This window comes from Thalassobellus sediminis (assembly GCF_044386045.1).
GTDB lineage: Bacteria > Bacteroidota > Bacteroidia > Flavobacteriales > Flavobacteriaceae > Thalassobellus > Thalassobellus sediminis.
Genome location: NZ_JBISCD010000036.1, coordinates 60015 through 78346, shown reverse-complemented (window position 1 = coordinate 78346; position 18332 = coordinate 60015). Strand labels below are relative to the sequence as shown.

24 protein-coding genes are annotated in these 18332 nt (G+C 32.3%); 17 read left to right on the top strand and 7 right to left on the bottom strand.

Going from position 1 to position 18332, the window contains the following annotated elements; all coding sequences use genetic code 11:
* Window positions 1–47 precede the first annotated feature (47 nt).
* The gene (locus tag ACH5TW_RS01730) at window positions 48–977 is read left to right on the top strand and encodes a hypothetical protein (RefSeq protein ID WP_439334752.1); all 930 of its coding nucleotides are present in this window, start codon (window positions 48–50) and stop codon (window positions 975–977) included.
* A gap of 4 nt (window positions 978–981) precedes the next feature.
* On the opposite strand, the gene ACH5TW_RS01725 is transcribed toward ACH5TW_RS01730, so the two are convergent.
* Together ACH5TW_RS01725 and ACH5TW_RS01720 are read right to left on the bottom strand one after the other, a co-directional pair.
* Window positions 982–1527, bottom strand: coding sequence for a DUF8465 domain-containing protein (locus ACH5TW_RS01725; RefSeq protein WP_439334751.1), 546 nt, complete (start codon window positions 1525–1527; stop codon window positions 982–984).
* Between the two features lie 2 nt (window positions 1528–1529).
* Window positions 1530–1724 (bottom strand): hypothetical protein, encoded by a 195-nt coding sequence (locus ACH5TW_RS01720; protein WP_439334750.1) that lies wholly within the window; start codon window positions 1722–1724, stop codon window positions 1530–1532.
* Between the two features lie 177 nt (window positions 1725–1901).
* Here ACH5TW_RS01720 and ACH5TW_RS01715 point away from each other — a divergent pair, with 177 nt between their 5' ends.
* Together ACH5TW_RS01715 and ACH5TW_RS01710 are read left to right on the top strand one after the other, a co-directional pair.
* A complete protein-coding gene (locus ACH5TW_RS01715) occupies window positions 1902–2165 on the top strand; it encodes a DUF2752 domain-containing protein (protein ID WP_439334805.1) in 264 nt (87 codons plus the stop codon).
* 10 nt (window positions 2166–2175) lie between these two features.
* Window positions 2176–2493, top strand: a complete 318-nt coding sequence (locus ACH5TW_RS01710) for a CCC motif membrane protein (RefSeq protein WP_439334749.1) — start codon at window positions 2176–2178, stop codon at window positions 2491–2493.
* Window positions 2494–2573: 80 nt separating this feature from the next.
* Here the strand turns inward: ACH5TW_RS01710 and ACH5TW_RS01705 are convergent, their stop codons facing one another.
* The 4 genes from ACH5TW_RS01705 to ACH5TW_RS01690 form a co-directional block, all read right to left on the bottom strand.
* The gene (locus ACH5TW_RS01705) at window positions 2574–3023 is read right to left on the bottom strand and encodes a hypothetical protein (RefSeq protein ID WP_439334748.1); all 450 of its coding nucleotides are present in this window, start codon (window positions 3021–3023) and stop codon (window positions 2574–2576) included.
* 34 nt (window positions 3024–3057) lie between these two features.
* Window positions 3058–4338 carry an ornithine--oxo-acid transaminase gene (gene rocD / locus ACH5TW_RS01700; RefSeq protein ID WP_439334747.1) on the bottom strand — a complete coding sequence of 427 codons (1281 nt, stop codon included), beginning with the start codon at window positions 4336–4338 and terminating at the stop codon, window positions 3058–3060.
* 134 nt (window positions 4339–4472) lie between these two features.
* On the bottom strand, window positions 4473–4859 hold the full coding sequence (locus tag ACH5TW_RS01695) for a DUF6768 family protein (RefSeq protein WP_439334746.1): 387 nt from the start codon (window positions 4857–4859) through the stop codon (window positions 4473–4475).
* A complete protein-coding gene (locus ACH5TW_RS01690; protein WP_439334745.1) occupies window positions 4849–5406 on the bottom strand; it encodes an RNA polymerase sigma factor in 558 nt (185 codons plus the stop codon). Before ACH5TW_RS01690 ends, ACH5TW_RS01695 begins: the two co-directional genes overlap by 11 nt.
* 301 nt (window positions 5407–5707) lie before the next feature.
* Between ACH5TW_RS01690 and rlmD the strand changes: the two genes are divergently transcribed.
* The 11 genes from rlmD to ACH5TW_RS01635 all read left to right on the top strand — a co-directional run bounded on the left by rlmD (window position 5708) and on the right by ACH5TW_RS01635 (window position 14365).
* Window positions 5708–7120: a 23S rRNA (uracil(1939)-C(5))-methyltransferase RlmD gene (rlmD, locus tag ACH5TW_RS01685; protein ID WP_439334744.1), complete on the top strand. Its 1413-nt coding sequence runs from the start codon at window positions 5708–5710 to the stop codon at window positions 7118–7120.
* A gap of 8 nt (window positions 7121–7128) precedes the next feature.
* Window positions 7129–7662 carry a DUF6452 family protein gene (locus ACH5TW_RS01680; protein WP_439334743.1) on the top strand — a complete coding sequence of 178 codons (534 nt, stop codon included), beginning with the start codon at window positions 7129–7131 and terminating at the stop codon, window positions 7660–7662.
* Window positions 7628–8359 (top strand): DUF6048 family protein, encoded by a 732-nt coding sequence (locus ACH5TW_RS01675; protein ID WP_439334742.1) that lies wholly within the window; start codon window positions 7628–7630, stop codon window positions 8357–8359. The genes ACH5TW_RS01680 and ACH5TW_RS01675 overlap by 35 nt, the downstream gene beginning before the upstream one ends.
* A 170-nt stretch (window positions 8360–8529) precedes the next feature.
* On the top strand, window positions 8530–8874 hold the full coding sequence (locus ACH5TW_RS01670; RefSeq protein WP_439334741.1) for a helix-turn-helix domain-containing protein: 345 nt from the start codon (window positions 8530–8532) through the stop codon (window positions 8872–8874).
* A complete protein-coding gene (locus ACH5TW_RS01665; RefSeq protein WP_439334740.1) occupies window positions 8868–10178 on the top strand; it encodes a type II toxin-antitoxin system HipA family toxin in 1311 nt (436 codons plus the stop codon). Before ACH5TW_RS01670 ends, ACH5TW_RS01665 begins: the two co-directional genes overlap by 7 nt.
* A 106-nt stretch (window positions 10179–10284) precedes the next feature.
* Window positions 10285–10959 (top strand): hypothetical protein, encoded by a 675-nt coding sequence (locus ACH5TW_RS01660; RefSeq protein ID WP_439334739.1) that lies wholly within the window; start codon window positions 10285–10287, stop codon window positions 10957–10959.
* Between the two features lie 52 nt (window positions 10960–11011).
* Complete coding sequence (locus tag ACH5TW_RS01655) at window positions 11012–11410, top strand: RDD family protein (protein WP_439334738.1); 399 nt, start codon at window positions 11012–11014, stop codon at window positions 11408–11410.
* 11 nt (window positions 11411–11421) lie between these two features.
* Window positions 11422–11883, top strand: coding sequence for a DinB family protein (locus tag ACH5TW_RS01650; protein ID WP_439334737.1), 462 nt, complete (start codon window positions 11422–11424; stop codon window positions 11881–11883).
* Between the two features lie 274 nt (window positions 11884–12157).
* Window positions 12158–12892 carry a DNA/RNA non-specific endonuclease gene (locus tag ACH5TW_RS01645; RefSeq protein ID WP_439334736.1) on the top strand — a complete coding sequence of 245 codons (735 nt, stop codon included), beginning with the start codon at window positions 12158–12160 and terminating at the stop codon, window positions 12890–12892.
* 393 nt (window positions 12893–13285) lie between these two features.
* A complete protein-coding gene (locus ACH5TW_RS01640) occupies window positions 13286–13660 on the top strand; it encodes a hypothetical protein (protein ID WP_439334735.1) in 375 nt (124 codons plus the stop codon).
* Window positions 13661–13852: 192 nt separating this feature from the next.
* Window positions 13853–14365 (top strand): 3'-5' exonuclease, encoded by a 513-nt coding sequence (locus tag ACH5TW_RS01635; protein WP_439334734.1) that lies wholly within the window; start codon window positions 13853–13855, stop codon window positions 14363–14365.
* Window positions 14366–14932: 567 nt separating this feature from the next.
* On the opposite strand, the gene ACH5TW_RS01630 is transcribed toward ACH5TW_RS01635, so the two are convergent.
* On the bottom strand, window positions 14933–16096 hold the full coding sequence (locus ACH5TW_RS01630) for a THUMP domain-containing class I SAM-dependent RNA methyltransferase (RefSeq protein ID WP_439334733.1): 1164 nt from the start codon (window positions 16094–16096) through the stop codon (window positions 14933–14935).
* Between the two features lie 174 nt (window positions 16097–16270).
* Between ACH5TW_RS01630 and ACH5TW_RS01625 the strand changes: the two genes are divergently transcribed.
* From ACH5TW_RS01625 to ACH5TW_RS01615, 3 genes are all read left to right on the top strand, one after another.
* Entirely contained in the window at window positions 16271–17002 is a 732-nt protein-coding gene (locus tag ACH5TW_RS01625) for a class I SAM-dependent methyltransferase (protein ID WP_439334732.1), read from the top strand.
* Between the two features lie 51 nt (window positions 17003–17053).
* The gene (locus ACH5TW_RS01620; RefSeq protein ID WP_439334731.1) at window positions 17054–17728 is read left to right on the top strand and encodes a ZIP family metal transporter; all 675 of its coding nucleotides are present in this window, start codon (window positions 17054–17056) and stop codon (window positions 17726–17728) included.
* A gap of 146 nt (window positions 17729–17874) precedes the next feature.
* Window positions 17875–18303, top strand: a complete 429-nt coding sequence (locus ACH5TW_RS01615) for a DUF4268 domain-containing protein (RefSeq protein WP_439334730.1) — start codon at window positions 17875–17877, stop codon at window positions 18301–18303.
* Window positions 18304–18332 lie beyond the last annotated feature (29 nt).

Genomic DNA, 18332 nt, shown 5'->3' with positions numbered 1-18332 from the left:
CGTTATAAATAACAATTCCTTTATTTTTGCCTAAAACCCAAATACAAATGCGTAAGTTATTTTATATTCTTCTTCCTTTAAGTTTACTAACTTTATACACCTGTGATGATGGCGATATTATTACAGTTGAATTTGATTTTGACAAAACTCTAGAGCTATGTCGTGAAGCAAATATTGACAAATTTGTTACTGGAGACAATTATGTTTTGTCTGATGTTCGTAAAGATCCATATGAATCATTGATTCTTTTATTTCCGTATTCAACAACCAATGAAGCCATATTTAACCCAACAGAAGCTAATACAGAAAGAACTTTAACTATTAACGGCACCAGTATTGTTTTTAATTACAGAACTTATGATGGTGACCCTAGCGATTTAATTTGCCAAGACATCCCTGGTTCTGCCACTAATATCCTAAGTGATTTTAGCGCTGCTTCTGGTGCCAAAGTAAGTTTTTTATCAACTTTTACTGATGATGATGGTGATGGTATTTCTAATGAACTAGAAAACCAAGACCCTAATGGTGATGGTAATTTTACAGATGCTCAAGACACAGACGAAGATGGAATTCCTGACTATATTGATGAAGATGATGATAATGACAATGTAAAAACATCATTAGAAAAACCAGATATAGATGGTGATGGAAACATTAGCGATGCTTTAGATACAGATGAAGATGGTATTCCTAATTATTTAGATAATGATGATGATGGTGATGGTGTACTAACCATAAATGAAGATGAAAATAGCGACTCTAACCTTCTTAATGATACTGATGAAACTATAGTAGAAAGACAAATTCCAAGATATCTGGAAGAAAACGCTAAAGATTCGTTCTCTTCTGGCGCATTACTTACTAACTCTTATAAAAGAACTATAACTGTTTCTATAAAATTATTAGATTTTGATTTAGGGACAATACAAAGTGATGAACTTGATTTTGGTATTTACACAAGAACTATAACTAAATAGACTTCTAATTAGAGTTTTGATAAATATAAACTTCGGTAGCTCCTAAACCATATTTTTGGTAATTAGCATCATAGAATTTTACGTTGCTATAGCGTCCAAATAAATATTCTAATTCTATTTTTAGAACCCCTTCACCTACTCCGTGAATAAAAACAATTTTTTGAATACGCTTTGATATAGCCCAATCTAGTTTATGTCTAGCTGTATCTAATTGAAGGGTTAACATATCATGATTAGACATACTTCGTGACGATTTTACTAACTGATTAATATGCAAATCCACTTCCATAGTTGGTTCATATCTGTCTTTAGCTTTTACACGCTTTTGTTGTTTCCTTGCTGGCAGTTCTTTTTCTGAAATAACAGAATTTGGTATCCTAGCTTTGTTTAACATACTTTTAGAAGCATTTTTTATAAGCTCTTCACTTTTGAAGTCTAACAAAAAACCATCCTCAGTTTCTATAGAAATTGAAGTTCCAACAATGCCTTTAACAACACCAGACATGTTTTCGTCTAAAACCATTACATGATCGCCTATTTTAAAAGTCATAACTAATTATTTGTTTCCTCATCAAAATTATCTTCATCAGTATTTTTACTAGGAATCGTTTTTGATATTCTATAAACTCCAATCATAAGTAAAACAATACCTCCTATTAAAATGTATTGGTTTTGCTCTAAACCAGTCTTAGCATACATTGCTACAAATCCTCCAATAATGATTAGTAAGTAGTTTAAATATTTCATTTGTTATTCTTAAAAATTAAGACGGCTAAATTACACTAAAAAAACCAAATCAAATTAACAATAAAGAAAGATGAACATGATTCAAAATAAAAATCAATAGTAGGTTTTAGCTTATGTTTATTTTTTTAAATTTGCTAAAACAAACATCAATTACTTTTGCAATCTCCAGAAGAATACATGCTACCATGCTTAAATAAGAAGCTTTTTGGAATAGAATGCTTGGGGTGTGGTATACAACGATCAGCACTTTTGGTTTTTAAAGGAGAGTTTGTTGAGGCATTTTATATGTACCCTGCTATTTACACACTAATCCCTTTGTTTTTAATAATAATTATTAATCTATTTTATAAATTTAAATTTTCAAATAAAATTATAAGTTCATTAGCAATTATTTCTATTGCTACCATAATAGTTAGTTTTATATTGAAAAAAATTAATTAAATATACAACCATGAAAAAACAACTTAACCCAACTATTGTATACGTCTTATCTATTTTAGGTTTTATTTGCTGCTGCCTAGGTGGAGCCATACTATCTGTTCCAGCATATATAATTGCACATAATAAAGTTAAAGATGCTCAATTAAACCCTGATGACTATGAAGGAGACATTCAAGCAATGAAAACAGCAAAAATAGTCGCCTTGATATCAGCTGTTATTAGTGTTCTTGTATTACTAAGAATTATTTATGTTTTAGCTACTGGCGATTGGGAAGAATTTCAAAGTGTTATTGAACAAGCAATTGAAGAAGCACAACAAAACCAGTAAATTATTAAATATATAAAAAGAGGCTATCTTAATTTTTAAAATAGCCTCTTTTTTATTTTCTACTACTAGTAGGTATTAAATTAAAATAATGCATTGCCAGCAATAGCTCCTACTAATATAAAAAAATAGATAGATATTATTACTATGGTAAAAATCCCCATAAACTTATAATGTGATTTTAAATTTAAAAAAGCATTTTTAAAGTCTTCATTATTAATAGATTTTAAAGCCTTTTTCATTTTAACAGAAAATTTAAACAAATATATAACTGGGAAAAAATAAATCAAAGCTAAAATAACATACACTAGACCTATTCCAGCGGAATACCCCAACCCATAAGCTGTATTTCCTCCAAATTGATTTAAACCTGTATAGAGACTAACACCAACACCTCCAATAATCATAAATGCTATACCCACAAAACCAAGAATAGATAAAAAATAAGCCCATTTTGCTATTTCTTTTAAAAACCCTTTAATTTCATCATTTACTTCTAATTCAAAACTTTCAAAAACCGACTTTCCTTCCATATAAAATTAATTTTTATCTATCAAATATCCATTTTTAGCTTTCAAATTGCTTCAATGTTTTTATAATAATGCTAACACAATCTAATAATTGTTCTTTAGTCATAACCAAAGGTGGCGCAAAACGTATAATATTACCATGAGTTGGTTTTGCTAACAAACCATTATCGCGTAATGCTAAACAGATATTCCAAGCTGTATCACTTTCTTCATCATCATTAATAACAATCGCATTAAGCAAACCTTTACCTCTAACCAATTTAGCAATGCTACTCGTTTCAATATATTTATTTAATTCACTTCTAAACAATTGCCCTAATGTTTCTGCATTTTCTGCAAGTTTCTCATCTCTTACAACTTCTAAAGCAGCAATAGCTACTGTAGCAGCTACAGGATTGCCCCCAAAAGTGCTACCATGATTTCCTGGTTTAATAACACCCATAATGCTATTGTTTGCTAAAACAGCAGACACAGGATACACACCGCCACTTATGGCTTTACCAAGTATTAAAACATCCGGTTTTACATCTGGTGTATTTGAGCAATTTTTGTTTTCACAATTACAATTACCACAAGTAGCCAATAAACGTCCAGTTCTAGCAATACCTGTTTGAACTTCATCTGCAATAAACAATACATTATACTGTTCGCAAAGTGCTTTTGCTTTTGCTAAATAATTATCGCTTGGCACATAAACACCTGCTTCTCCTTGTATTGGCTCCACTAAAAAACCTGCTACATTCGGATTATTTTTTAAAGTAGCTTCTAAAGCTTCTAAATTATCATATTCAATTTTAATAAACCCGTTTGTAAACGGTCCGAAATTTTCACGTGCAACAGGATCATTACTAAAAGAAATAATAGTTGTTGTACGTCCGTGAAAATTATTTTCGCAAACAATAATTTCAGCTTTATTTTCATCAATACCCTTTACTTCATAAGCCCATTTTCTACAAAGCTTTAAAGCGGTTTCAACTGCCTCTGCTCCCGTATTCATTGGTAATAGCTTATCAAACCCAAAAAAATCGCAAGCAAATTTTTCGTATCTACCAAGCACATCGTTATGAAATGCTCTAGAGGTTAACGTTAAAGTTTGCGCCTGTTGCGCCATAGCATTAACTATTTTTGGGTGACAATGCCCTTGATTTACTGCGGAATATGCCGAAAGGAAATCGTAATACTGTTTGCCATCTATATCCCAAACATACACACCTTCTCCCCTGTTTAAAACCACAGGAAGTGGGTGATAGTTGTGAGCTCCATACTTGTTTTCTAATTCAATTAATTGCTGAGAACCTAATTTTTTTAAAACAGCCATTTTAATTTGTGTTAAATTAATAAATAACCATTCCTTCTGTACCTTTATTCTTCCGAAGATTCGAAAAAGCAGCGTGGGAGAGAAATCATCCCTAGGACTCGCAAATTACTAAATATTAATTGCTTCAAAAAATGTTATTCAGACATTCTTCCTGAGAGTGATGATACTTGTAATTCTAATCGCTTAATCTCACGAATAACAGCATTCTTATGTATTTGCATCCACATATATATTTTAATCATACTCATGGTCAAAAAACATAATATCACCGCACCTACCCATAAAATTAAATCGTTAGTTTTTTCGACATCCATAGTTTGAATAATACAATAAATAAGTAATCCAAAAATAATTATGTTCATAATATTCATAATTATAGCTAACCATGTGTTTTTACCTTTAAAAATACCTGCTAACATTTGAAATAGGTTTTGCTCATCCAACTCGTCATAGAATTTAGCTTCTTCTTCTGTTAAGGTTTCTTTAATTAATTTGTCGATGTCTTCATTATTAGTTTTCATAATTTTTATTTTTTAATGTTTGTTTTAATTTTTCTCTAGCATGAAATAATCTCGATTTTGCTGTACCAACTGATATATTCAAAATATCACTTATCTCTTTTAATGAATAGTCTTGTAGATAAAACAACCTAATTACAACCTGTTGATGTTGTGGTAATTCTTTTATTGATTTTAAAAGTGTGTTTTTCAAGTTTTCAGTATCGTTTTCGTCTTCTATAACGAGTTCATTCTGTTCATATTTATAATCTTCAAGAGCTTTATTATTCCTTTTATTTGCATTTATAACATCTAGAGATTTGTTATAAACAATACGTAATGCCCAACTACCAAAACTATTAGGATTCTTTAACCTATCTATTTTATCAATTACAACATTCCAACTATCCTGTGCTATATCTTTTGCTAAATCAGCATCTTTAACTACCCAAAAAGCCTTGTTGCAGAATGACTTATGCCAGCGTTTAACTAATAGAGCCAAAGCTTTACCATTTCCAGACTGGTATTCAAGTATCAACTTACTATCTATTAGTTCTTCTTTTTTATTCATTGTAAAACTTTCGTTTTATACTTTAAAGACCGTAAGATTCTAAAAAGGTTCATTTTATTTTAGATTAAATTGAAATTCCTTTAAAGTTAATGGAAATAAAGTAATATTTATTTGTGGTTATTCATAAACTCATTTACACTTTTTATAATTGGCTGTAAAATGTACTTTTCTTCCCAAATTTCATCTTTCTCTATTGCTCCGTAACGAGGCTATGCAGCTCGAAAAAAACAAAATATAAAAAGAAAATAACTATTTTTCGCTTCAATCAAAAAAGTACAAATGAGTTCACTATTTTTGCAGCATGTCTAGAAGAAAAACAAGAAAACAAGTTTTTGAAAACGTAGAAGTCATTGATGCTGGCGCAAAAGGAAAAACCATAGCCAAAGCACCTGACGGAAAAGTGATTTTTTTACCAAATGCCGTACCTGGTGATATTGTTGATGTACAGACTTTTAAAAAGCGAAAAGCTTATTACGAAGGAAAAGCAACGATTTTTCATAAACTTTCTGATAAAAGAACCCAACCTGCTTGCGAGCATTTTGGAGTTTGTGGTGGTTGTAAATGGCAAGATATGGCATACGAACACCAGTTATTTTACAAGCAAAAAGAAGTTACCAATAACTTAATCCGTATTGGGCATATAGAACTTCCTGAAGTAACACCTATATTAGGCTCTGCTAATCAATATTTCTACAGAAATAAAATGGAATTCTCTTTTAGCGATAGCCGTTGGTTAACATTAGAAGAAATTCAATCTGATGAAGATCTAGGAGATAGAAATGCTTTAGGTTTTCATATTCCGGGTATGTGGGATAAAATTTTAGACATAAACAAATGCCATTTACAAGCAGATCCTTCAAACGCCATAAGAAATGCGGTTAAAAAATTTGCTATTGAAAATGACATAGAATTTTTCAATACGCGTAATCAAACCGGTTTATTACGTACCATGATGATTCGTACATCAAGTACTGGTGATATTATGGTGATGCTTCAGATGTTTCAAGAAGATAAAACGAAACGTGAATTATTATTAGATTTTATTGCTGAAACGTTTCCAGAAATAACATCCTTACAATACGTTATTAACGAAAAAGCAAACGATACCATTTACGATCAAGATGTTATTTGTTATAAAGGAAATGACCACATATTTGAAGACATGGAAGGCTTAAAATTTAAAATTAACGCCAAATCGTTTTATCAAACAAATTCCGATCAAGCTTTTGAGTTATATAAAATAACACGAGACTTTGCTGGTTTAAATGGAAACGAATTAGTTTACGACTTATATACAGGTACCGGTACTATTGCTCAATTTGTTGCAAAACAAGCTAATAAAGTAATTGGTGTGGAAGCAGTACCAGATGCTATTATAGCTGCCAAAGAAAATGCACAATTAAATAACATTAATAACGTTGAATTCTTTGTTGGCGATATGAAAAATGTATTTAATGCTGATTTTATAAACACACATGGCGAACCAGATGTTATTATTACCGATCCGCCACGTGATGGTATGCACAAAGATGTCGTACAACAAATATTAAATATAGCACCTAAAAAAGTAGTTTACGTAAGCTGTAATAGCGCTACGCAAGCCAGAGATTTAGCCTTAATGGATGCGCAGTATAAAGTAACAAAAACCCAAGCTGTTGATATGTTTCCACAAACATTCCATGTAGAAAATGTTGTACTTTTGGAAAAACGATAAAATTATTAATGAAAAAAATAAGCCTACTTGTTATCATTCTAATTGCAACAATAACCTACATAAGTTGCGAACGTGATGATATATGTCCTGAAAATACACCAACAACTCCAAATTTAATTGTTGATGTTTATAATTCAGAAAATATAGAAAACAAAAAAAACGCTACTAATCTGCTTATTATTGGAGTTGGTAATGACGATGCCTTAGGTATTTATACTGCAACAAGCACTATTGTATTACCATTAAACACTAATGAAGATACAACACAATACATACTACACAATAACTATGAAGTAAATAATAATGGAACACCTAATGATCCTAACGACGATTTTGCAGAGGGCAATCCAGATATTATAACCATAAATTACACAAGAGAAGATGTATATGTATCTCGTGCTTGTGGCTACAAAACCATTTTTAAAAATGTAACTTTTAATATTGAGCCAGATTCCGATAACTGGATACAGTCAAGTCAACCCACAAACGATAATCAACCTGTAGAAAATGAAGAAGAAGCACATTTTATTATATTTTATTAGTAACATCATACTAATACTTTTCATTTGTGCTCCTGTAAACGCACAAAATGATATTATTACTAGTACTGTAACCGATTCTATAAAGATTAAAGAAAAATATGGTCTTCGGGTAGGCGCAGATATCAGCAAACTTGCACGTACATTTCTTGATGATGACTATACAGGGTTTGAAGTTACAGCAGATTACAGATTAAAAAAACGGCTATATATTGCTGGAGAAATTGGCACTGAAGAGAAAAACACGAGTACTGACTACCTTGATATTACTAGTAAAGGAAGCTATATTAAAGCAGGTATTGACTACAACATGTATCAAAACTGGTTAGATATGGATAATATGATATTTGCAGGATTTCGTGTTGGAGCAAGTACTTTTAGTCAAAATCTTAATAGCTACAATATATATAATACTAACCAATACTGGGAGCCACAATTTTCTTCACCCGATTTAATAGAGTTTAAAGATTTAACAGCTGTTTGGGTAGAACTTATGTTAGGTATGAAAGCCGAATTATTTAATAATTTATTTATAGGTCTTAATGTGCAACTTAAAGTTTTAGCTAGTGAAACTGAACCAGATAACTTCCAAAACGTATACATTCCTGGATTCAACAAAACTTTTGATAGTGGCGGTATAGGCGTTGGTTACAGCTATACCATTTCGTATCGCATTCCGCTTTACAAAAAAGACAAATAACACCTCCTACCACCTGTTTTAAAGAAAGTAAAAACCAACATTAACATTTGAAACAATTATTATTGATGGCTTTTACCAACAATCAACATCATTCTACACGCCTATCTCAAATATTTTTAGTAACTTGCATTAGTAAATACTAACATTAATGGTATTTAAATATATTAATTATGGCAAATACTAACATTAACTGGACTTCAATGAGCGATAAATCTATCATTGAGACCATAGGTAGCTATATTAAGCAGCAACGCTTAAATCAAAATAAAACCCAGGCACAAACAGCAGAACACGCAGGTGTTAATCGCTGGACCATTAGTCAAATAGAAAACGGAGAAGCTATTTCATTAACATCTCTTGTACAAATACTTCGCGCACTCGATTTGCTTCATGTTTTTAATTCATTTAAAATAGAGACTCAAATAAGTCCGTTAGAGTTAGCTAAACTAGAAAAACAAAAACGCCAACGTGCTAGAAACAGTAATAATAACAATGAAACTGAATCGGAATGGTAAGTACAAACACAGCTTTTGTTAAAATATGGGATCAAATAGTTGGTGCCGTTTCTTGGGATGATGCCACAGGAATTGCTAGTTTTGAATACGATCCTAAATTTAAAGCCACAGGTATCGATTTAGCACCTATTAAAATCCCTGTTCAATCTGGAACACAAATATTTTCTTTTCCTGAATTGCGCATGCTAAGAAATGGCGATTACGACACATTTAAAGGCTTACCAGGTTTATTAGCCGATGTATTACCAGACAAATACGGAAATCAACTTATAAATAGCTGGTTAGCGCAACAAGGACGTGCAGAAAACAGCATGAACCCTATTGAGCAATTATGCTTTATAGGTACCAGAGGTATGGGAGCTTTAGAATTTGAACCCACGCAACTAAAGCCTAACAAACGCACTTTTGAAGTAGAAATACACAGTTTGGTTGATATTGCACAACGCATGCTAAATAAGCGAGAGGATTTTGAAACCAATTTAAACCAAGACGAGCAACAAGCCATGCTCGACATACTAAAAATAGGAACATCTGCAGGTGGTGCGCGACCAAAAGCGATTATAGCTTACAATAAAAAAACTGGACAAATACGCTCCGGACAAACCAAATCGCCAAAAGGTTTCGAGCAATATCTTATAAAATTAGATGGTGTTAGCGAAGCACAATTTGGAGAAAGCAAAGGCTACGGCAGAATTGAAATGGCCTATTACAATATGGCAAGAGACTGCGGTATTGACATGATGGAATCTATTCTATTAGAAGAAAACGGACGCGCTCACTTTATGACCAAACGTTTTGATAGAGAAGGTGGCAACATTAAACACCACATACAAACCTTTTGCGCCATGCAACATTTCGATTTTAACGAGATGCAAAGTTTTAGTTACGAGCAACTCTTTCAAACCATGCGTATACTTCGCTTGCCTTATCCACAGGCAGAACAAATGTTTCGCAGAATGGCATTTAACGTTATTGCAAAAAATTGTGACGACCACACCAAAAATTTCGCTTTCAGACTAAAACAAGGGCAACCATGGGAGCTAGCCCCCGCTTACGATATTTGCTACGCTTACAGACCTGGTAGCGTTTGGGTAAGTCAGCATGCCTTAAGTATCAATGGAAAACGGAAGGATTTTACACGCCATGATTTATTAACCGTAGCCAAAAGCATGAACATTAAAAAGGCAGACAATATCATTACAGAAATAAATCAAGTAGTTGCTGATTGGAACGCTTACGCGGAAGAAGTTTATGCTAAACCAGAACTACGAGATAATATTGCTAATAATTTATTATCACTTTAAATTACAGAACAACTTTAATTAACATCGATTTTTTCCTACGTATTCAAAAGTTTTTACTTATGTTTGAAGGAGACTTTTTTTTTAAAAACCTTCAACTTAGCAGCACATGAACAGAGAAGCACATTTAAAATTTTGTAAAAAATGTACTAAAAGAGAACTAGATATGAAAATAGGTCTCATTTGTAGTGAAACAGGGGAAATTGCCAATTTTGATACAGAATGTAAATCGTTTGAATTAGATAACGAAGTAATTGAAAAAATTGATGATACCGAAGTTGTTGAACACGGGCAGGTTTTACAAAACCTATCAGAACGAGACATCGATAAATTTAAAGCAGAGCAAGATTACCCAAAAGCACTCATAGCAGGCTTAATTGTAGGTATTGCAGGTGGTTTATTATGGGCAGCTATAACTGTTGCAACAGAATATCAAATAGGTTATATGGCCATTGCTATAGGTGCAGGTGTTGGCTTAACTATGCGTTATATTGGTAAAGGTATCGATCAAATATTTGGTATTACAGGTGCTGTTATTGCTATACTTAGTTGCTTATTAGGAAACTTTTTTAGCATGATTGGTTTTGCCGCTAACCAAGAAAGCTTAGGCTATATAGAAGTTTTAGGCTTAATAGATTACAGCTTAGTACCATCATTAATGGTAGAAACCTTTAGCCCTATGGATTTATTCTTTTACGCTATAGCTGCTTACGAAGGTTATAAATTTGCTTTTAGAGCTTTTACAGAAAAAGATCTTTATAATTTAGAAAGTAATAAGTCTTAACTTAATATATTTTACTGTATAAAAGATTTAAAAAAAACTTAAATAAAATAGCATGGGAAACAATTACGCACGATTATCAACCAGAGTTAAAGCGGCTGTTATTGATTCCATTGTATTAATTACTTTAATGTATTCAGCAACCGAAATTTTTAATGCATTCGAAACAGTTTCAAATACGGTTAGAATATCGGTTTTTATATTTTTATTTTTACTATACGAACCTATATTGGTAAGTATATTTGGAGCAACCATTGGACATTTTTTTAATGACATTGTGGTTAAAAAAGAAAAAGATGAAACTAAGAATATCAATTTTCCAATAGCTATTGTACGTTTTATATTAAAAGCAGCATTAGGTTGGTTATCTTTACTAACCATTCACGGAGATAAAAAAGGACAAGCAATTCATGATAGTTTTGCTAAATCAATTGTGAAGCCTTTTAAAAAATAAACCTAGTAAATATGACAAAAAACGGCATGTTATTAGCGTTGTTAGACGAATACAAAAGGGCTACCATAGCACTTAAACAAATCTTAGCTACTCTTTCTCAGGAATCTTTTGAAAAAATAACAGATAAAGACACTAAAGATCCAGATTGCAAATCTGTACAAACTATAACCACCCACATTATTCAATCGGGTTACACCTATGCCAATTATATAAACGCAGCAAATAATAAAGCATGGTTTGAATACAGCGAAAACGTAGAAACACCAAACAAAGGAATTACAGAAATTGATAAGATGTTAGATTTTACCGAACAATCTTTTGAAAGCCTTTGGTATAAAACAAATAAAGACATCGAAAAACTAAAGTTTAACACCAGATGGAACGTCACTTATGATTTTGAACAATTAATGGAACATGCCATAGTTCATATTTTAAGACACAGAAGACAAATAGAAAATGCCATAAAGAACTAAGTTAAATGACTAGTTTTAAAAATTATATGCACATCTCAAAATAGCATATTATTATATCATGTTTTCTACCCCATTTTTTCTACAGGATAGACTAAAAACAACTTACTTAAAATTACGTACAAGTACTTATTGACAGGCATTTATTAAAAATATAACTTAGCCTATCGACAGATACACTTTTTTTAATCAATTTAATATCAAATTGTTAGACTCTAAAAACGAATTCACAAATAATACAAACACCATCCATTATTAAACCTAAAAACCAACCAAAATGAATAATCCTTTTCAAATTCAACCAGAACTCCGCTATGGAGCTCCCGTTTGCGATGAAATATTAACTGGTAGATATTTTACCATAGGATACTCATGGTATTTTAGACAAGCAAAATGGACGCTCGAAATAATTAATAGAAATCAGTACATATTGCAAGATGCAGACAGGATGAATAATTTCCGTGCAGATATAAGACTTCCAAAAAGGTTTAGAGCAGGTTTAAACGCTTATAAAGGCAGCGGATTCGACAGAGGGCATCTTGTAGCAAGTGCCAACCAAGACATACAAGAAATTCAAAATAGCGAAACCTTTTTGTTATCTAATATGTCGCCTCAAAAACCCCATTTTAACAGACGTATGTGGCGTAAACTAGAACAAGCCATACGCACCCTTAACAACAAAGACGATATTTTAGAAACCTATGTACTAACCGCACCCATATTCTATTTTCAGAAAAAGGTTGAAACCATAGGAAATCCTACCGATAAATACGGAATAGACGTTCCTGTTCCGCATGCTTTTGTAAAAAGTGTACTTGCTGAAGATATTAAAGGCAGGTTATCGCTTTGGACTTTCGAAATGGAAAACAAGCGATTAAGTGGTAATATTGAAGACTATCTTGTTTGCACATACGATGTAGAACAAATTGTAGGTGGACGTTTTTGGGACAGAATAAGCGGCAATGATATTCACAAGCAAAAGAAAACACCAACTAAAATTTGGGAGTATTAAAAACTAGATATCATTGTAAGGCTTGAAACGGTCTTATGAAGCCTCTTCTAAAGTTAAGTATAACTCATAGTAAGAGATTGTTAAATAGACTTAAAAGATGAACTGTTGTTAATATACTTTTATCAACTTATTTATAATACCATAAAAAAATCTACTTTAGCTTATTTATGAAAATAAATCGATTTAAAGAATTAAAACCCAATTTCAAAATAGAATATCGTTATTATTAGAAAATATTCCAACATAAGATCTTCACTATCATGGCTCATTTATGAAGAACATGCTTTAAGTCTAAAACTTGCTGCTGACGATTCATTCGAAAAAGCAAAAGAAGTTATAAAAAATAAAGACGATAATGAACGAATTCACATTCTTGGATTAATTAGAGGAAGTATGCTTATGTACGCAGTAAGTTTAGAATTAATATTAAAAGCTAGAGCATTATTTGAAGAAAAAGACAATATTCTTAATGGGCAAATTACTTCTTTCAAGGAATTCATGAACAAATGGAAATCAAAAAAAACTGATGGTCATGGATACATGGAAATAGTTGATCACTATAAAATAGAGCTATCTAAAAAAGAAATTGAACTATTAAACAATTTTCAAAATTATACTAGTTGGGCTGGTCGCTTTCCTTTTCCAAAAAAGGAAGATGAAATAACGGATATGGAAAAAAACGGAAGAATTAGTGGACCTTTAAGTTCTAGACATAAAAAAGAGATTCAAGAATTTTTAAATAAGCAAATTGAAGCAATGAAAATATAACAAAGTAAACCCCATTATTTCTTAACCTCTACCACTAGTTTGCAACTAGTGGCGTTACCAAAGTCATTTCGACGCAAGGAGAAATCACATAAAGAAACTTAAGTACTTATATTAATGAGATTCCAGCATGCGCAGGGATTTTTAATTCAATTTCCAAACATAAAACAGTAACTTTACTCCCAAAACCAAACCATGGCAACCACTTTCGCTGCAATAGACTTTGAAACCGCAAAAGGACACAACATTTGTTCTGTTGGTATTGTTACGTTTAAAGATGGAGTTATTATTGAGGAGTTTCATGCTTTAATACAACCACCAAACAACGATTATAATTGGCACAACCAACAAGTGCATGGTATTACAGAAGACGACACGCGGTTTTCTCCTAAATTTAATGCTGTATATCCTGAGATTAAAAAACGTATTTCTGGTATTGTTACCGTGGCTCACAACGAATCGTTTGACAGATCCGTTTTACTAAAAACGATGAAAGATTATAACATTCCGCACACAGATTTAGTTATGGAAGACCGTTGGGAATGTACGCTTAAAATTTATCGCAAAAAAGGCTATAAGCCTGCTAAGTTAGATGCCTGTTGTAAAGTGCATAATATTGCTTTAAAACATCACGACGCCTTGTCTGATGCACGTGCTTGTGGTAAGTTGTTTTTAATTGCTCAGTGTGAGCGTTTACCTTTGTTTTAGAAGTAAAAGTCAATCCTATGTCATTTCCACGCTAGGAGAAATCGCATCACAGTAATCTTATCATCACGAAAAAAGGAATGTGATATCTCAGTCGTACCTCCTTCGACATGACTAACAATAACTATTTATACCTAAAAACTCAAATACTAACAATCATTATTTATTGATATACTGCACAAACGTGTTTAACTAAACACACTTTATGTTTGCGTTCCTTAGTCATTTCGACGGCAGGAGAAATCGCATCACAGTAATCTTATCATCACAAAAAAAGGAATGTGATATCTCAGTCGTACCTCCTTCGACATGACTAACAACAACTATTTATACCTAAAAACTCAAATACAAACAATCATTATTTATTGATATGCTGCACAAACGTGTTTAACTAAACTCACTTTATGTTTTGCGTTCCTAAGTCATTTCGACGACAGGAGAAATCGCATATAGACGCTAAAATGATGATGTGATTTCTCCTTTCGTCGAAATGACTAAATGTGTTTATTAAATTTTATAGTTGTATTTAAATACGAACTACTATCAAAAGATTCCTGCCTGCGCAGGAATTTAGTCTTTGTTCATGTATTTACCTTTCTTACTTCCTTCATACATAACGTATTTAACCAATCTTGATTCTAGTTTGGCGTTAAATAAATGTATTTTTCTTGATGGTCGTAAGCCTACATGTTTTAAGGCTTCTAAATTAGAAGTAATAAACCAAGCATCGGTACCTGGGTAACTTTGTTTAAGTGTATCGCCAATGTTTGCGTAAAACTCTTCCATATCGATATTTAAACGCTCACCGTATGGTGGGTTAAATACCATGTGTAGTTTTTCGTCGCCGCCTTTTTGGGTTTTAAAAAAGTCTTCGTGCTTAACTTCTATAAAATCTTCTAATTGGGCATTTTTTACGTTTTCTTTGGCTTTAGTTACAGCACTTGGTGCTTTATCATAACCCATTATTTTATGATGAAAATCGCGAGTTTTCTTTAATAAGGATTCTTCAATTTTTTCGAACAAATCTACATCCCAATCGCTCCAACGTTCAAAGGCAAATTCTTTACGCATGAGGTTTGGTGGTATGTTACAAGCTATCATAGCGGCTTCAATAAGCATGGTGCCCGATCCGCACATAGGATCCATAAAATCGGTTTGTCCGTCCCAACCCGACAACATAATAAGTCCTGCTGCCAATACCTCATTTATTGGTGCAATATTAGTGGCTGTTTTATAACCACGTTTATGAAGCGAATCTCCAGATGAATCTAGAGAAATGGTACATTGATGCCTATCTATATGTACATTTATTTTAAGATCTGGAAATTTTAAATCGACATTAGGGCGTTCGCCTGTTGTATCTCTAAACTTATCTACAATAGCATCTTTTGTTTTTTGTGCTATATATAGTGAGTGTGAAAACAAATCGGAATGAATGGTAGCATCTACAGCCAGCGTTCCTGTGGCTTTTAAATGCTTAGACCAATCCATGGCATAGATTTTATCATACAAATCTTTTTCGCTATTTACGGTAAAACTATGTATAGGTTTTAATATTTTAATAGCAGTACGTAGTGCTAAATTGGCTTTATACATAAACCCCTTATCGCCTGAAAATGAAACATTTCGCGTGCCTTTTTTTATATTTTGCGCACCTAGTTGAGTGAGTTCTTTTTCTAATAATTCTTCAAAGCCAAAAAGGGTTTTGGCTACCATTGTAAAATTTTCTTCCATTTTTCTTATCAAATACTTTGCAAAAATAACGTAATTTTGCGGCAAACGTTAAAGTTTATTGATAATTCGGGTTAAGGATTGATGCGGCATCCTTTTGCTTTTTTTTGCAAAAGATATAGCGGAAAGCCTGACCTTATGTTGCCTAAGCAACATGAGGGAACCCCAAAAACATATATGAGCAAAGACACTACAAAATGGTTTACCTCGTGGTTTGACACACCATTTTACCATATTTTATACAAGGATAGAGACGATACGGAGGCACATGCTTTTATGGATACGCTTACCGATTATTTAAATATTCCGGAGCGTGGTACTATTTTAGATTTGGCTTGTGGCAAAGGGCGACATGCTTTGTATTTAAACAAAATAGGCTACCATGTTACTGGTGTAGATTTAAGCGAAAACAGTATTAATTACGCCAAACAGTTTGAAAACCATTCGTTACATTTTGATGTGCACGACATGTGTAAACCTTATTCTAAACAGTTTGATGCTGTTTTTAATTTGTTTACGAGTTTTGGGTATTTTGATAAGGATGAGGACAACTTAAACACGATTAAGGCTATAAAAGCGAACCTTAACGAATTTGGTTTTGGGGTGATTGATTTTATGAATAGTGAATTTGTTATTGATAATCTAGTGCCCGAAGAGATTAAAACAGTTGATGGTATTACCTTTAATTTAAAACGCTTTGTGGAAGACGGTTATATTGTAAAAGACATTAACTTTACGGTTGATGGTACTTTATATAATTTTCAGGAACGTGTTCGGGCTTTTACTTTAGCGGATTTTGAAGCGCTTTTTGAAGCAGCTGGTGTATTTTTACTAGATGTTTTTGGCGATTATAAATTACGTAAGTTTAATGCTAAGACTTCCGACAGATTAGTCATGATTTTTAAATAGTCAATTTTTGACTGCAAATTATACTCACAGTTGTGAGCTTTATTTTTTTAAATGAATAACTACTTATTACCTTTTTACGCTGTTATTTTGGGTGTACTTATTGCAAGTTTTACCAAAAACAAAAAAACATGGAACACTAAGCTCCTACTATCTTTTAGTGGTGCTTTTTTATTGGCATTAACGCTTTTTGAGTTATTACCAGAAGTGTATGAGCATTTAGACACCAAACTTACTGGACTTTTTATTATGTGTGGTATTATGCTGCAAATAGTGTTAGAACTGTTTTCTAAAGGTGCCGAACACGGGCATGTACACGTACATAAGCACGACACGTCGTTCCCATGGTTGTTGTTTGTTAGTTTATGTATTCATAGTTTTTTAGAAGGGTTTTCTATACATGAACATAACGATATGGTTTATGGTGTTTTAATACATAAAATTCCTATTGCAACTATTATTAGCATGTTTTTATTTAAGTCTAATTACAGTAAAATTCAAATTGGATTGTTTCTGCTTGTTTTTGCAAGTATGACGCCTTTAGGCACCATGATTTCTCATACTTGGGAAGCGCTTTCTAATTACGGACACGCTATAAATGCGCTTGTTATTGGTATCTTTTTCCATATTTCGACAACCATTTTGTTTGAAAGTGGTGAAGGACATAAATTTAATTTATCGAAATTTATTTCCATTATTTTAGGGGTTGGTATTGCTTATTTGATATAACCTGTAATTCCTGCGAATGCAGGAATCTCATAAATTGAAACTGAATTAATGTAAAATAGATTCCAGCCTGCGCAGGAATGACAAGAATTGAAATTATAAAATTGAGGAGATTCCCTTCTTCAAGGGAATTTAAAAACAACTTTTTGATGTTTAGTAAAGAAGAATCACGCAAATTAAAACAAGAATTTTGGACGAGTTTTGGAAAATCATTTCCACGGAAATGGATTTTATACAACACCAAACTGAAAGGCTTTAGTTTTAAATTTCATTTTGATACCAAAAGTGCTTTAATTGCTTTAGACCTTGAAGACGATTTAGAAAACCGTATTAAATACTGGGAAAAACTAGTGGCTTTAAAATCTATCTTTATTGAAGAATACGTGCCTGATGCTATTTTTGAAGAAGAGTATTTTTTAGAAAATGAAAAAGAAATTTCTCGTATTTACTTGCCTTTAGAACAGAAAGTATCTATACATAACAAAAACACTTGGCGTGATGTTATGGAATTCTTTAACGAAAACATGAGCTTATTTGAAGCCTTTTTTGAGGAATATAAGGAGGTTATTGAAGGGTGAAATTGATTTTTGATTAACCAATTATGATT

What these genes read in the sequence shown, in the direction of transcription:
- ACH5TW_RS01730 (WP_439334752.1), top strand. Translation starts at nt 48, where the DNA reads ATGCGTAAGTTATTTTATATTCTTCTTCCTTTAAGTTTACTAACTTTA.
- ACH5TW_RS01725 (WP_439334751.1), bottom strand. Translation starts at nt 1,527, where the DNA reads ATGACTTTTAAAATAGGCGATCATGTAATGGTTTTAGACGAAAACATG.
- ACH5TW_RS01720 (WP_439334750.1), bottom strand. Translation starts at nt 1,724, where the DNA reads ATGAAATATTTAAACTACTTACTAATCATTATTGGAGGATTTGTAGCA.
- ACH5TW_RS01715 (WP_439334805.1), top strand. Translation starts at nt 1,902, where the DNA reads ATGCTACCATGCTTAAATAAGAAGCTTTTTGGAATAGAATGCTTGGGG.
- ACH5TW_RS01710 (WP_439334749.1), top strand. Translation starts at nt 2,176, where the DNA reads ATGAAAAAACAACTTAACCCAACTATTGTATACGTCTTATCTATTTTA.
- ACH5TW_RS01705 (WP_439334748.1), bottom strand. Translation starts at nt 3,023, where the DNA reads ATGGAAGGAAAGTCGGTTTTTGAAAGTTTTGAATTAGAAGTAAATGAT.
- rocD (WP_439334747.1), bottom strand. Translation starts at nt 4,338, where the DNA reads ATGGCTGTTTTAAAAAAATTAGGTTCTCAGCAATTAATTGAATTAGAA.
- ACH5TW_RS01695 (WP_439334746.1), bottom strand. Translation starts at nt 4,859, where the DNA reads ATGAAAACTAATAATGAAGACATCGACAAATTAATTAAAGAAACCTTA.
- ACH5TW_RS01690 (WP_439334745.1), bottom strand. Translation starts at nt 5,406, where the DNA reads ATGAATAAAAAAGAAGAACTAATAGATAGTAAGTTGATACTTGAATAC.
- rlmD (WP_439334744.1), top strand. Translation starts at nt 5,708, where the DNA reads ATGTCTAGAAGAAAAACAAGAAAACAAGTTTTTGAAAACGTAGAAGTC.
- ACH5TW_RS01680 (WP_439334743.1), top strand. Translation starts at nt 7,129, where the DNA reads ATGAAAAAAATAAGCCTACTTGTTATCATTCTAATTGCAACAATAACC.
- ACH5TW_RS01675 (WP_439334742.1), top strand. Translation starts at nt 7,628, where the DNA reads ATGAAGAAGAAGCACATTTTATTATATTTTATTAGTAACATCATACTA.
- ACH5TW_RS01670 (WP_439334741.1), top strand. Translation starts at nt 8,530, where the DNA reads ATGGCAAATACTAACATTAACTGGACTTCAATGAGCGATAAATCTATC.
- ACH5TW_RS01665 (WP_439334740.1), top strand. Translation starts at nt 8,868, where the DNA reads ATGGTAAGTACAAACACAGCTTTTGTTAAAATATGGGATCAAATAGTT.
- ACH5TW_RS01660 (WP_439334739.1), top strand. Translation starts at nt 10,285, where the DNA reads ATGAACAGAGAAGCACATTTAAAATTTTGTAAAAAATGTACTAAAAGA.
- ACH5TW_RS01655 (WP_439334738.1), top strand. Translation starts at nt 11,012, where the DNA reads ATGGGAAACAATTACGCACGATTATCAACCAGAGTTAAAGCGGCTGTT.
- ACH5TW_RS01650 (WP_439334737.1), top strand. Translation starts at nt 11,422, where the DNA reads ATGACAAAAAACGGCATGTTATTAGCGTTGTTAGACGAATACAAAAGG.
- ACH5TW_RS01645 (WP_439334736.1), top strand. Translation starts at nt 12,158, where the DNA reads ATGAATAATCCTTTTCAAATTCAACCAGAACTCCGCTATGGAGCTCCC.
- ACH5TW_RS01640 (WP_439334735.1), top strand. Translation starts at nt 13,286, where the DNA reads ATGCTTATGTACGCAGTAAGTTTAGAATTAATATTAAAAGCTAGAGCA.
- ACH5TW_RS01635 (WP_439334734.1), top strand. Translation starts at nt 13,853, where the DNA reads ATGGCAACCACTTTCGCTGCAATAGACTTTGAAACCGCAAAAGGACAC.
- ACH5TW_RS01630 (WP_439334733.1), bottom strand. Translation starts at nt 16,096, where the DNA reads ATGGAAGAAAATTTTACAATGGTAGCCAAAACCCTTTTTGGCTTTGAA.
- ACH5TW_RS01625 (WP_439334732.1), top strand. Translation starts at nt 16,271, where the DNA reads ATGAGCAAAGACACTACAAAATGGTTTACCTCGTGGTTTGACACACCA.
- ACH5TW_RS01620 (WP_439334731.1), top strand. Translation starts at nt 17,054, where the DNA reads ATGAATAACTACTTATTACCTTTTTACGCTGTTATTTTGGGTGTACTT.
- ACH5TW_RS01615 (WP_439334730.1), top strand. Translation starts at nt 17,875, where the DNA reads ATGTTTAGTAAAGAAGAATCACGCAAATTAAAACAAGAATTTTGGACG.